Annotated in this window: 11 protein-coding genes; 7 read left to right on the top strand and 4 right to left on the bottom strand. The window is 66.3% G+C overall.

The window, feature by feature from the left end:
- Nucleotides 1-34 precede the first annotated feature (34 nt).
- The 4 genes from CH295_RS04275 (at nucleotide 35) to CH295_RS04260 (ending at nucleotide 5,995) form a co-directional block, all read left to right on the top strand.
- Complete coding sequence (locus tag CH295_RS04275; protein WP_094739872.1) at nucleotides 35-1,291, top strand: bifunctional glycosyltransferase family 2/GtrA family protein; 1,257 nt, start codon at nucleotides 35-37, stop codon at nucleotides 1,289-1,291.
- Nucleotides 1,288-3,339, top strand: a complete 2,052-nt coding sequence (locus tag CH295_RS04270) for an ArnT family glycosyltransferase (protein WP_094739871.1) — start codon at nucleotides 1,288-1,290, stop codon at nucleotides 3,337-3,339. The genes CH295_RS04275 and CH295_RS04270 overlap by 4 nt, the downstream gene beginning before the upstream one ends.
- 78 nt (nucleotides 3,340-3,417) lie before the next feature.
- Entirely contained in the window at nucleotides 3,418-4,668 is a 1,251-nt protein-coding gene (gene purD / locus CH295_RS04265; RefSeq protein WP_094739870.1) for a phosphoribosylamine--glycine ligase, read from the top strand.
- A 178-nt stretch (nucleotides 4,669-4,846) separates the two neighbouring features.
- Nucleotides 4,847-5,995: a pyridoxal phosphate-dependent aminotransferase gene (locus CH295_RS04260; protein WP_094739869.1), complete on the top strand. Its 1,149-nt coding sequence runs from the start codon at nucleotides 4,847-4,849 to the stop codon at nucleotides 5,993-5,995.
- 37 nt (nucleotides 5,996-6,032) lie between these two features.
- On the opposite strand, the gene CH295_RS04255 is transcribed toward CH295_RS04260, so the two are convergent.
- Nucleotides 6,033-7,046: a threonine aldolase family protein gene (locus CH295_RS04255; protein ID WP_252341900.1), complete on the bottom strand. Its 1,014-nt coding sequence runs from the start codon at nucleotides 7,044-7,046 to the stop codon at nucleotides 6,033-6,035.
- Nucleotides 7,047-7,113: 67 nt separating this feature from the next.
- On the opposite strand from CH295_RS04255, the gene CH295_RS04250 reads away from it, so the two are divergent.
- Nucleotides 7,114-7,752, top strand: coding sequence for a TetR/AcrR family transcriptional regulator (locus tag CH295_RS04250; RefSeq protein WP_052048002.1), 639 nt, complete (start codon nucleotides 7,114-7,116; stop codon nucleotides 7,750-7,752).
- Between the two features lie 108 nt (nucleotides 7,753-7,860).
- Here the strand turns inward: CH295_RS04250 and CH295_RS04245 are convergent, their stop codons facing one another.
- On the bottom strand, nucleotides 7,861-8,511 hold the full coding sequence (locus CH295_RS04245) for a DsbA family oxidoreductase (RefSeq protein WP_037194731.1): 651 nt from the start codon (nucleotides 8,509-8,511) through the stop codon (nucleotides 7,861-7,863).
- 150 nt (nucleotides 8,512-8,661) lie between these two features.
- Between CH295_RS04245 and purB the strand changes: the two genes are divergently transcribed.
- Nucleotides 8,662-10,080 carry an adenylosuccinate lyase gene (gene purB / locus CH295_RS04240; RefSeq protein WP_037194525.1) on the top strand — a complete coding sequence of 473 codons (1,419 nt, stop codon included), beginning with the start codon at nucleotides 8,662-8,664 and terminating at the stop codon, nucleotides 10,078-10,080.
- Here purB and CH295_RS04235 read toward each other — a convergent pair.
- Complete coding sequence (locus tag CH295_RS04235; RefSeq protein ID WP_094739867.1) at nucleotides 10,077-10,871, bottom strand: HAD-IIA family hydrolase; 795 nt, start codon at nucleotides 10,869-10,871, stop codon at nucleotides 10,077-10,079. The genes purB and CH295_RS04235 overlap by 4 nt on opposite strands.
- Before the next feature lie 68 nt (nucleotides 10,872-10,939).
- Here CH295_RS04235 and CH295_RS04230 point away from each other — a divergent pair, with 68 nt between their 5' ends.
- Entirely contained in the window at nucleotides 10,940-11,356 is a 417-nt protein-coding gene (locus CH295_RS04230; RefSeq protein WP_037194529.1) for an HIT family protein, read from the top strand.
- Between the two features lie 72 nt (nucleotides 11,357-11,428).
- On the opposite strand, the gene CH295_RS04225 is transcribed toward CH295_RS04230, so the two are convergent.
- Nucleotides 11,429-12,550: an ABC transporter substrate-binding protein gene (locus CH295_RS04225; protein ID WP_170945737.1), complete on the bottom strand. Its 1,122-nt coding sequence runs from the start codon at nucleotides 12,548-12,550 to the stop codon at nucleotides 11,429-11,431.
- Nucleotides 12,551-12,559: the final 9 nt, after the last annotated feature.

Raw genomic sequence — 12,559 nt, 5'->3', positions numbered from 1 at the left:
GGCGATTCAAGGTCCGGGCCCGATCGTTGTCGTCATGACAACGAATTCCCTCGCACGAGCAGCAGGCCAGCGGCCCGGCTCGAACGCCACGGCCACTCTCGAGGTGGTCATTCCGGTATACAACGAAGAGGCGGATCTCGAACAGTGCATTCGTCGTCTGCACGAGCACCTGGAAGAGCGGATCCCGTTCCGGTCGCGAATCACCATCGCCGACAACGCCAGTACCGACAGCACCCTCGCGGTGGCACATCGGCTCGCCGACGAGATCGAGGGAGTTCAGGTCCATCACCTGGACGAGAAGGGTCGCGGACGAGCACTCAAGGCCGTCTGGCTGGCATCGGACGCCGATGTCGTGGCCTACATGGACGTCGACCTCTCCACCGACCTCAACGCTCTGATGCCGCTGATCGCGCCGCTGATGTCCGGTCACTCGGACCTCGCCATCGGATCTCGGCTCAACCGATCGTCCCGGGTGGTCCGCGGTGCGAAGCGTGAATTCATCTCGCGCAGTTACAATCTCATTCTGCGTACCTCGCTGCGAGCACGATTCTCCGATGCGCAGTGTGGTTTCAAGGCCATGCGAACCGATGTGGCCCGGCAACTGCTGCCGCTCGTCGAAGACACCGGATGGTTCTTCGACACCGAACTGCTCGTCATCGCCGAGAAAGTCGGCCTGCGTATCCACGAGGTCCCCGTCGACTGGGTCGACGACCCGAACAGCAGCGTCAACATCGTCGATACCGCCGTCAAGGACCTGCAGGGATGCTGGCGCGTCGGCCGCGCCCTGGCCACCGGAGTGTTGCCCGTCGCCGAACTGCGTCGAAGCCTGGGACGGGAGCCGCTCGTGCCCGGAGTACCGCACGGAATGATCAGTCAGATGGTGCGATTCGGCATCATCGGCGTCGCCAGCACCATCGCCTACGCGCTGCTGTATCTCGTGCTGCACTCGTTGATCGGCGCGCAGGCCGCGAACTTCTTCGGACTGCTGATCACCGCGGTGCTCAACACCGCGGCCAACCGCGCCTTCACCTTCGGCGTCCGTGGATCGGATGGTGCAGGCAAGCACCAACTGCAGGGACTGGCCATCTTCGGCTTCGCCCTGCTCGTCACCAGTGGATCGCTCGCGGTACTGCATGCCTGGGTGCCCGATGTGTCCCGGCACGTCGAACTCGCCGTCCTGATCGTCGCCAATCTCGTTGCCACCGTGTGCCGATTCGTCGCCCTGCGGTGGGTCTTCCGTAGTTCCTCCGACGCAGGCTCGGAGTCCGCGAGTTCGGAGAAGAGCCTGTGACGACGACGATCGAGCGGCCCTCCGCGGCTGCCGATTCCACACCGGTGACGTCCCCACGTTGGGAACTGATCGGGCTGGTGGCTCTGCTCTTCGGAACCGGCGTTGCCTACATCTGGGGACTCGGCGCGTCGGGCTGGGCCAACTCCTTCTATTCCGCTGCGATACAGGCGGGTTCGGTGTCGTGGAAGGCCTTCTTCTTCGGCTCCTCCGACGCGGCCAATTCGATCACCGTCGACAAGCCCCCGATGTCGCTGTGGTTGATGTCGTTGTCGGTGCGCATCTTCGGACTCAACACCTGGGCGATGCTGGTGCCGCAGGCGCTCCTCGGCGTCGCCTCCGTGGCACTGCTGCGAGCGACCGTCAAGCGGCGCTTCGGCGGATCGGCGGGTCTGCTCGCCGGCCTGGTACTGGCCGTGACTCCGGTTGCCGCACTGATGTTCCGGTTCAACAATCCCGACGCGTTGCTGGTGCTGCTGATGATCGCCTCGGTCTGGGCGTTGCTGCGAGGCGTCGAGACCGGAAAGACCAAGTGGCTGTTGATCACCGGCATGTTCGTCGGATTCGGCTTCCTCACCAAGCAACTCCAGGTGATGCTCGTCGTACCGCCGCTGGCTCTGACCTACCTGATCGCCGGGCCGCCGAAGTTCCTCACCCGGCTGTGGCAGCTCTTCGGCGCGCTGGGCGCGATGCTCGTCTCGGCGGGATGGTGGATTCTGATCGTGGAATTCTGGCCGGCGTCCTCCCGGCCATGGGTCGGTGGCTCGCAGAACAATTCGATTCTGGAACTCACGCTCGGGTACAACGGATTCGGTCGCCTCAGTGGCGACGAGACCGGAAGTGTCACCCCCGGGCGCGGCGGTATGGGCGCGGACATGCCCGGCGGAATGGCGGGTGGGATGCCCGGTGGGATCTGGGGAGAAACCGGAATCTTCCGTATGTTCGACTCCTCCCAGGGTGGCCAGATCGCCTGGCTGATCCCGGCTGCGTTGATCCTGCTCGTCGTCGGACTCGTGTTGCGCGGCAGGTCACCTCGAACCGACGGCCAACGCGCGTCGCTGATCGTCTGGGGATCCTGGCTTCTCGTCACCGGTCTGACGTTCAGCTTCATGGCCGGAATCTTCCACGCGTACTACACCGTTGCGCTCGCACCCGCCGTTGCCGCGCTGATCGGCATCGGCAGCGTGGTGTTGTGGCGTCGACGCGACACGTACTGGGTACGCATCGCGATGGCCGTCGCGGTGGCGTCGACCGTCGTGACGGCGTGGGTGTTGCTCGGTCGCAGTGAAAGTTTCGTGCCATGGCTGAAGTGGGCGATCGTCGTCGTCGGAGTTGTGGCAGCGGTAGCACTGCTCGTCCCCGCGCTGACCCGCGGCAGGCTGGCGGCGGCGTCGATCCTGGCGGTGATGTTCGCCGGACTCGCCGGGCCGACGGCCTACGCGGTCGACACGATCAATACTCCGCACACCGGTGCCATCGTCTCGGCCGGTCCGAACACCGGTATGCGCGGATTCGGCGGAATGGGCGAAGGTCGGGGCGGCCCGGGCGGAATGCCCGGCGGTATGCAGCTGCCTGCCGGGGTTCAGTTGCCTGCCGGAATGCAACCGCCTGCGGGTTTCCCGGGTCAGGCGGGGACTGCCGGCGGCGACGGCGGCGCCGAGATGGGCGGAACGGCTCGGGGTATGGGCGGCGGTATGGGTGGTCTGCTCGAAGGCAGTGCACCGACCGCGGCCATCACCGAGATGCTCGAGCAGGACGCCGACTCCTACACCTGGGTGGCAGCGGCCATCGGAGCCAACACCGCGGCGGGCTACCAACTGGCCACCGAGGATCCCGTCATGCCGATCGGTGGATTCAACGGCACCGACCCCTCGCCGACCCTCGCCCAATTCCAGCAGTACGTCGCCGACGGAGAGATCCACTACTTCATCGGAGGCGGCGGCATGCCGGGCATGGAGTCGGGTACCTCGGCGGAAATTTCCGCCTGGGTCACCGAGAACTTCACCGCGACCACGGTCGACAACGTGACGTTCTACGACCTCACCCAGTAACACCGAACCACCACGAAAGAGCCCCGCGCCGTGACAGGTGCGGGGCGCTTTCGCGTCGAGCAGATAGTCTGATGCACTGTGCGCGTACTAGTCATAGGTTCCGGTGCTCGTGAGCACGCCCTCCTTCTTGCGTTGAAGGCCGATCCGTCGGTCGAGAAGCTCTTCGTGGCTCCCGGCAACGCAGGTACCGCGAAGCTCGCCGAGCAGCACGCGGTCGATGTCGCCTCCGGTGAGGCGGTGACCGCGTTGGCGAAGAAGATCGAAGCCGATCTCGTCGTCATCGGACCGGAGGTCCCGCTGGTCCTCGGCGTGGCCGACGCCCTCCGTCAGGCCGGCATCGCCGTGTTCGGTCCCTCCGCCGAGGCCGCCCGCATCGAAGGGTCCAAGGCATTCGCCAAGGACGTCATGGCCGCGGCCGGTGTGCGGACCGCGCACGGTGAAATCGTCGACTCGCCCGCCCTGCTCGACGCAGCCCTCGACCGTTTCGGCCCCAACTGGGTGGTCAAGGACGACGGCCTGGCCGCAGGCAAGGGTGTCGTCGTCACCACCGATCGCCTCATCGCTCGCGATCACGCGGCGGAGCTCCTCGAGAACGGCCACCCGGTTCTGCTCGAGTCGTTCCTCGACGGCCCCGAGGTGTCCCTGTTCTGCCTCGTCGACGGCGAGTCCGTGGTGCCGCTGCTGCCCGCGCAGGACCACAAACGCGTCGGCGACGGGGACACCGGACCCAACACCGGTGGCATGGGTGCGTACACCCCGCTGCCGTGGTTGCCCGAGGGCGCCGTCGAGGAGATCGTCCGCGATGTCGTGAAGCCCGTTGCCGTCGAGATGGTGCAGCGCGGCGTGCCGTTCTCCGGTCTGCTGTACGCCGGTCTGGCGATGGGTGCCGACGGCCCGGCAGTCGTCGAATTCAACTGCCGCTTCGGCGATCCCGAGACCCAGGCGGTGCTTGCGCTGCTCGAATCGCCCATCGGTGAGGTGTTGAACGCGACCGCAACCGGCACGCTTGCGTCACTTCCGCCGCTGCGTTGGAAGGACGGTGCTGCCGTCACCGTCGTCATCGCCGCCGAGAACTATCCCGGTCGACCGCGCACCGGTGACGAAATCCTCGGCTCCGAGGGCGCAGGCGTCCTGCATGCCGGCACCGCAGTGAAGGACGGCGCGGTCGTCTCCGCGGGCGGACGCGTGCTGAGCGTGGTCGGCACCGGATTCGACCTCACCGCCGCCCGAGACGATGCCTACTCCCGTATCGCGGGAATCCGATTGCCGGGCAGCCACTTTCGCACGGACATCGGCCTGGCCGCGGTGGAGGGTCGAATCGCGCTGTAGGTGCGCTGCGTCGGCCGGGTTTGTCGAGGCCGGTCGTCGGGGGCAAACGCGCGCGCATTCGTCGGATGCGCGCAGAATCGCCTCCGAAACGACGCGGTTTTGCGCGCACATGGCAAATGCGCGCGCGTTTGCGAAGGCTCGAGGTACCGAGCGCCCCAGGATCGGTAGGGTCGAAACAATGCACAGTGAATCGCAGCGATCGAAGGTCGAGCCGTTCCATGTGATGGATGTGTTCGTCGCAGCGGCCGAGCGGTCGCGCACTCATGGCGACGTGCTCTCACTTGCTGCAGGTCAACCCTCCACCCGGGCACCCGAGCCGGTCTTGCGTGCTACCCGCGAGGCCCTGGATGCGCACCTGCTCGGGTATACCGAGACGCTCGGAATTCTGCCGCTGCGTCGTGCGATCGCCGAGTACCACAGCGCGCGGTACGGCATCACCGTCGACGCCGCGGACGTGGTGATCACCACCGGGTCGTCGGGCGCGTTCACGTTGCTGTTCCTCGCTGCGTTCGACGCCGGCGACACCGTCGTCATGGCGAGGCCTGGCTATCCGGCATATCGAAACACGTTGGCCGCGTTGGGCTGCCGCGTCGTCGAACTGGACTGCGTGGAAGAGACGCGGTTCCAGCCGACCGTCGCCATGCTCGACGAACTACCCGAGCCGCCCGCGGGTCTGATCATCGCGAGCCCCGCCAACCCCACCGGCACGATCATCGACCCCGACGAACTGGCCGCGATCGCGCGCTGGTGCGACGAGCACGGAACCCTGTTGATCTCCGACGAGATCTATCACGGCATCGCCTACGGGGACGCGCGCACGTCGAGCGCCTGGGAGACCTCCACGGAATCCGTCGCCATCGGATCGGTGTCGAAGTATTTCTCGATGACCGGATGGCGGCTGGGGTGGATGCTGCTGCCGACCCGATTGCGCAGAGCCGTCGAACGATTGGCGTCGAACATGACGGTCTGCCCACCGGCGATCTCTCAGGTTGCCGCCATCGCCGCGTTCACCGAAGAATCACGCCGAGAGCTGGATTCACACGTCGAGCGCTATGCCGTCAACCGCCGAATTCTGCTCGACGGTTTGCCCGCGTTGGGCATCACCGATCTCGCACCGGCCGACGGTGCGTTCTACGTGTACGCCGACATTGCGCACCTGACCGAAGATTCGCGGACGTGGTGCGGGCGAGTGCTTTCCGAGACCGGTGTCGCCTTGGCGCCGGGGGTCGATTTCGACACCGTGCGCGGCCATAACACGGTGCGCTTCTCGTTCGCCGGCACGACCTCCGACGTCGAGGAGGCATTGGAGCGACTTCGTCGCACGTGAGTGGAAACTCGGGACGGGATCTGCACCGAAGTTCCGCTCACATGCGGCGCAGCCGCTCCAGCACCTCGGAGATATCGGCGGCGTCGACGTCGCGGTGGGTCACGAAGCGCACCTTGCCCGCGACGGTCACCGCGGCGATGCCCAGCTCGGCCAGCTCGGTGACCGTCGTCGCCGGGTCGGGAACCGTTGCGAGGACGATGTTCGTCTCCGGTTCCGCCACCTCCCAGCCTCGCTCGCGCAGCCCGGACGCGAGTGCGGACGCGTTGGCGTGATCCTCGGCCAGGTCACCGATGCGACCCAATGCGACGAGCCCGGCGGCGGCCAACACGCCACCCTGACGGACGCCGCCGCCCAACATCTTTCGGACACGTCGCGCCTCGTGGATACGTGCGGAGTCCGAGACCAACATCGAGCCGACGGGTGCACCGAGGCCCTTGCTCAGGCAGACCTGCACCGTGTCGGCGCCCGCAGTGAGCGACGCGATCGGAACATCCAGGGCCACAGCGGCATTCCACAGTCGCGCGCCGTCAAGGTGAATCTTCAGACCCGAGTCACGGCCCGTGGCAACGAGTTCGGACCATTCGTCCGGGCCGAACACGGCACCACCGGCGAAGTTGTGGGTGTTCTCGAGCGACAGCAGCGTCGTCCGCAGCGAGAAGTACGGTCCGGCACCGCCCGCTTTCGCACGCACCGTCGACGCGAGGGGGCGTCCGGGGCCGCCGTCGTGGGGGAGGGCGTCGGGCATCCCGCCTGCCAGCCATGCGGCGGTGCCGAGCTCGGAACCCAGCACGTGCGCATGCTCGGGGGCCAGGAAGCGATCGCCGCGTTGCAGATGCAGCATCAGCGCGATGATGTTGCCCATCGAGCCCGACGGCACCCACAGTGCCGACTCGAACCCGAGCAACCCTGCCACTGCTTCTTCCAGCGCCGCCATCGTCGGATCGTGATCGAGGACGTCGTCGCCCACTTCGGCGTCGGCCATGGCTTTTCGCATGACCGAATCGGGTCGGGTGATGGTGTCGGAGCGAAGGTCGATCGTTCGATGTGCCACGAGTGACGACAATTCCATAGCGCGAAAGCAGTCCGACGAATGGCCTCGAGCTGGCACGATGACTTGAATGTCCGCAGGTCCGACCGAGTCGCAGCACAAGGTGTCGGGTGCGACTCCGAAGGGGGTGCGCCGCCGCCAGGCATTGGCGTCGGCCGCTGCGGACCTTCTCGTCGAGGGCGGATTCGACGCGGTGCGGCACCGATCGGTGGCCGCACGAGCGGGGTTGCCGCTGGCGTCGACCACCTACTATTTCGAGTCCCTCGGAGACCTGGTAGCCGCGGCGGTCGACGTCGTCGGGACGCGCGAGATCGACGTCATGCGCGGTCGCATCGACGACGAGGGCAAGTGCTCGAACGAGATGGAGTCGACGGTCGACCTCATCGTCGACCTGCTCATCGGGCCCCAGGACGGCCATGAGCAGCTGATCGCGAGATACGAACGCTTCATCGCCTCGGCCCGGCATCCCGAACTGCGAGAGGTGCAACTGCGGCTGCGCGCCCAGATCGACGACCTGCTCACCGACGTGCTGCGCAGATCGGGCCGAACCGTGCAGGAAGAGCAACTGAGACGACTCGTGGCAGTGGTCGACGGGGCCGTCGTCGGAGCGCTCAGCGAAGTGGACCCCGACCCGCGCCACATGGCGCGAAGCATGCTCTTGGCCGTCATCGACATCGTGGCACCGGCGGAACAGGTGCCGGCCGATTGAACTGCTAGTCGGTCTCGCCGGAGTCTGCGTCTCGGATCGGCGGCACCTCGCACACACCGTCTTCGCAGACGGGGCCGTGGTCGTCGCCGACCATCTCCAAAGGACCGCTCATGAGTCGGCAGCGGCCTTCTGCAGGACGTCGGCGAATACCGACGGGGCCTGCGCGCCCGACACACCGAGCCGTCCGTCGATCACGAAGAACGGCACACCGCTGATCCCGTAGGCGATGGCCTGTTCCTTGTCCGCGCGCACTGCCGGCAGGAACTGCTCGGACTTCAGTGCCTCGACCACCTCGTCACGGTCGAGGCCGACCTCCGCGGCCAGGTCGGCGAGGTCATCGGTGCGGCCGACGTGGCGGCCCTCCTCGAAATAGGCCGCCAGGAGCCGTTCCTTCATCTCGACCTGCTTGCCCTTCGACTTGGCGAAGTGCAGGAGCTCGTGCGCCTTGACGGTGTTGGTGTGCTGCAAGGCGTCGAAGTCGTATGCGAGCCCCTCGCCTGCGGCCAGCTCGGTCATCTGCCCCAACATCTGCGTGACCTGGGCGGCCGGCATTCCTTTGTGAGAGACGAGGAAGTCGACCTCGCTGCCGTCGAAGTCGACAGGTGTGTCGGGTGCCAGCTCGAACGAGTGGAACTCCACCTCCAGAGTTCCGCCCCCGGCGGTGAACTCCGCAGCGCCTGCTTCGAAACGACGCTTGCCGACGAAGCACCACGGGCACGCGATATCGGACCAGATGTCGACCTTCACTGTTCGGCTCACGGCGGCTGCAACATCGGAACGCGCCGCGGTTATTCCGCGCGGCGAGCCGGCACGCGGGTGCGATCGCGGGAGGTCGGTGGTGCAGTCCACACTCGAAACAGTGCAGTCGTCTTCCGAGACCGACAACGGCGCCCCGTAAGCTGGACGCTCGTGAGCATCCCGAATGTCCTGGCCACCCGTTACGCAAGCCCCGAACTGGTGGAGCTGTGGTCTCCGGAGCACAAGATCGCCCTCGAACGTCAACTGTGGATCGCCGTGCTGCGTGCGCAGTCCTCCCTCGGAGTCGACGTCCCCAACGCGGCCATCGCGGACTACGAAGCCGTCGTCGACCAGGTGGATCTCGCGTCGATCGCCGAGCGCGAGCGCGTCACCCGCCACGACGTCAAGGCCCGCATCGAGGAGTTCAACGCCCTCGCCGGCCACGAGCACATCCACAAGGGACTCACCAGCCGCGACCTCACCGAGAACGTCGAGCAGCTGCAGATCCTGCGCTCGCTCGAACACGTCCACGCGCACGGCGTCGCCGTCGCGAAGCGGTTGGCCGAGCGCGCCGCCGAGTACTCCTCGCTGGTCATGGCCGGTCGCAGCCACAACGTCGCAGCTCAGGCCACCACGCTGGGCAAGCGTTTCGCCTCTGCCGCAGACGAGCTGCTGTTGGCGCTGTCGAGGGTGCAAGAACTGATCGCCCGCTACCCGTTGCGCGGAATCAAGGGCCCGATGGGCACCTCGCAGGACATGCTCGACCTGTTCGGCGGCGACTCCGCCAAGCTCGTCGCGCTCGAGCGCATCGTCGCCGATCACCTCGGTTTCCGGCACACACTCACCAGCGTCGGCCAGGTGTATCCCCGTTCGCTCGATCATGAGGTCGTCTCCGCGCTGGTCCAGATCGGTGCCGGACCGTCCTCGTTCGCGCACACCGTCCGCCTGATGGCCGGCCACGAACTCGTCACCGAGGGCTTCCAGGCGGGCCAGGTCGGCTCGTCGGCGATGCCGCACAAGATGAACACCCGCTCGTGTGAGCGCGTCAACGGCCTGCAGGTGGTGCTGCGCGGCTACGGCTCGATGGCTGCCGAGCTCGCCGGAGCGCAGTGGAACGAGGGCGACGTCTTCTGTTCCGTCGTGCGTCGCGTCGCGCTGCCCGACGCCTTCTTCGCCATCGACGGACTCATCGAGACCTTCCTGACCGTGCTCGACGAATTCGGTGCCTACCCGGCCGTCATCGCCAAAGAACTCGACCGCTACCTGCCGTTCCTCGCGACGACCAAGGTGCTGATGGCCGCCGTGCGCGCGGGCGTCGGACGCGAAACCGCGCACGAGGCGATCAAGGAACACGCCGTCGCCGTCGCGCTCGCGATGCGTGAGCAGGGCCTCGAACCGGACCTGCTCGATCGCCTGGCCGCCGACGATCGTCTTCCCCTCGATCGGGCCGCCCTCGACGCGGCGTTGGCCGACAAGACGGCCTTCGTCGGTGCCGCCGACGCTCAGGTCGCTGCGGTCGTCTCGGCCGTGGAGCGTCTGATCGCGAAATTCCCGGCCGGGGCCTCGTACACGCCGTCGCCGATTCTCTAGTCGCCGAGGACGTCGGGCAGGTCGGCGACCGAGTCGATCACGTGGTCGGGTTCCATCGCGAACTCATCGGTGCTGCGTCGATCGAGCACGTCCTGACGGAACTTCCCGGTGCGGACGAGCACTCCCGTCATGCCGACGACCTGGGCGGCGAGGACGTCGTTGTCGAGGTCGTCGCCGACCATGACGACGTCGTCCGGGTCGACACCCATCCGCTCGGACGCGGTCCGGAATCCCAGCGGAGCCGGCTTGCCGATGGCCTTCGCGGTGTGTCCCGACGCCTGCTCCATGCCGCCCAGGTACATACCCGTGTCGATGCGCAGTCCGGCTCCGGTGCTCCACATCAGCGATCGATGCATCGCGACGACGGGTATGCCCCGACACAGCCAGTCGTAGACGCGGCTGAGTCGCTCGTGGGTGAACTCCGGGCCTGCTCCGCCGACGACCACGACATCGGGATCCTCGGACGTCTGGTCGACGAACTCGATTCCCGGCATGTCGCCTGCGATCTCGCCGTTGTTGATCAAGACCACTCGCGCATCCGGATAGTTCTCCCGGAGATGATCGGCGGTGAGTGACGCGGCCGTGACGATCTCGTCCGAATGCACGTCCAGCCCCACGTCGCGCAGTGCCGTAGCGATCTGCTCACGCGTCTTCGACGTCGTATTGGTCAGGAACGCGCGCGCAATGTCCTTGCTGTCCAGGTACTTCAGAGTGGCCGCTGCCCCTGGCACCGCCTGCCACGACGACACCAGGACGCCGTCGATGTCGAAGAGAACCCCGCCGATGCTCATCGGCAAACAGTAGTCTCCGGGTCCGGGCCCCGCAGCGTCAGAGGATCGAGCGCCTACGCTCGGTGGCTGTGAACCCCTACACGATTTTCGCCGAGATCATTGCCGGGACGGCCGAGGCTTCTCGCGTCCACGAGGACGAGACAGCGATTGCGTTCATGGACATCAGGCCGCTCACCAGCGGACATGTGTTGGTGGTGCCCAAGGAGCAGTATCGGACGCTGGCGGAGTTGCCGCCGGAGATCGGCGCGCACCTGTTCGTGGTGGGACAGAAGGTGGCCGCCGCTGTGCGTGCCAGCAATCCGCGTGTCGCCGGGGTCAACTTCTTTCTCGCCGACGGCACGGTGGCCGGTCAGGAAATCTTCCACGTGCATCTGCACGTCATCCCACGAATGATCGGCGACGGCTTCGGCCTGCGGGCTCGGCCGTCGTCGCCGCAACGAGCCGAACTGGACCGGCAGGCCGGAGAGATCGCAGCGGCGCTGTAGAGGCCGCCTCGACGAAGTACGGGGTCACCGGCAGATGTCTGCCGGTGACCCCGTAGCTCACGGTCCGCCGAATTACTCGGCAGTGACCTTCTGTGCCTTGGACAGTGCGTCCGCGTAGACGTTGATCGTGTTGGTGTAGCGGCTGTAGCTCTTGTTGGCGCCGTAGTCCCACAGCACCATCTGTTGCTTGTCGACGGCGGCGATGGTGTCGAAACCGGGGTAGCGGCTCGGAATGTCGGCAAGCTTCACATCAGCTGCGTTGGCAACGTCGTGGTAGACGAATGCGACATCGGCATCGACACTCGATACGTTCTCCCAGGACACCTTCTTCCAGTATCCGTCGTCGGTGCCGTCAGGGGTGTACATCTTCAAGCCCCAGCTTTCGTAGTCGCTGAAGTCCGGATCCGCAGACGGATCGAGGACGTACGCGACATCGAGGGGCCAGACTCCGACTCCGGTGAGGTCCTGGCGTTCGGAGGCAACCTTTTTGAAGTTGTCGACGGCAGCGTCGTAGTCGGCCTTGATGTCTGCCAGTTGCGGGGTGTCGAGGTCGACGCCGAGCGAGGACGCGAGTCCGGCGTAGTTCTCGATGGTCTTGGCGGTCGACGTCGTGTCCAAGGTGACCCCGAGGGTCGGAGCGAGCTGATCGATCGTGTCGGCCTTGGACGAGTCGGCCGTGGTGGTCAGCTTGCCGAATTGGCCGAATCGTGGGTTGAACTCACCGATGACCAGATCCGGTTCGAGGCTGGCGGCTTTCTCGAAATCGAATGTGCCCCAGCTCTCGCCGACCGATTCGATGCCGGTGAGATCGGAGCAGCTCAGAATGGGGCTGGTGCTCATCGGAGTCGTCGACCAGATGGCGATGGGCTTGATTCCGTACGACATCAGCGCTGCGGCCGATTCCTCGTCGGCGATGATTCTGCTCGGTTGTGAATCGAGGGAGATGGTCCGTCCGCGGCCGTCGGTGTACGTGAACGGTCCTGACGCGCGGTCGACCGTGTCGACGCGGTCGTTCTCGCTGCACGCGGCCGGGTTCGCGTTCAGGTCGACGACCTGGGTGCCGGCATCGTCGGTGTCGGCGGTGCCACTGCTGCACGCTGCGGCAGCGGCGAGCACGAGAACCGCGATACCTCCTGTGAGGGCGCGGGGTGCGGATCGGAATCTGCTCGAAGTGTGGGCTCGGGAGTCGATCATGTGTCTGCT

This window comes from Rhodococcus sp. 14-2483-1-2 (genome assembly GCF_002259405.1).
Classification (GTDB): domain Bacteria; phylum Actinomycetota; class Actinomycetes; order Mycobacteriales; family Mycobacteriaceae; genus Rhodococcoides.
The sequence above is the reverse complement of the archived record's forward strand: the minus strand, read 5'-3'. Positions and strand labels throughout refer to the sequence as shown.

Excerpts from the sequence above, each read along its gene's own strand:
- CH295_RS04260 (WP_094739869.1), top strand. The coding sequence starts at position 4,847 with ATGCACAGTGAATCGCAGCGATCGAAGGTCGAGCCGTTCCATGTGATG.
- CH295_RS04275 (WP_094739872.1), top strand. The coding sequence starts at position 35 with ATGACAACGAATTCCCTCGCACGAGCAGCAGGCCAGCGGCCCGGCTCG.
- CH295_RS04235 (WP_094739867.1), bottom strand. The coding sequence starts at position 10,871 with ATGAGCATCGGCGGGGTTCTCTTCGACATCGACGGCGTCCTGGTGTCG.
- CH295_RS04250 (WP_052048002.1), top strand. The coding sequence starts at position 7,114 with ATGTCCGCAGGTCCGACCGAGTCGCAGCACAAGGTGTCGGGTGCGACT.
- CH295_RS04225 (WP_170945737.1), bottom strand. The coding sequence starts at position 12,550 with ATGATCGACTCCCGAGCCCACACTTCGAGCAGATTCCGATCCGCACCC.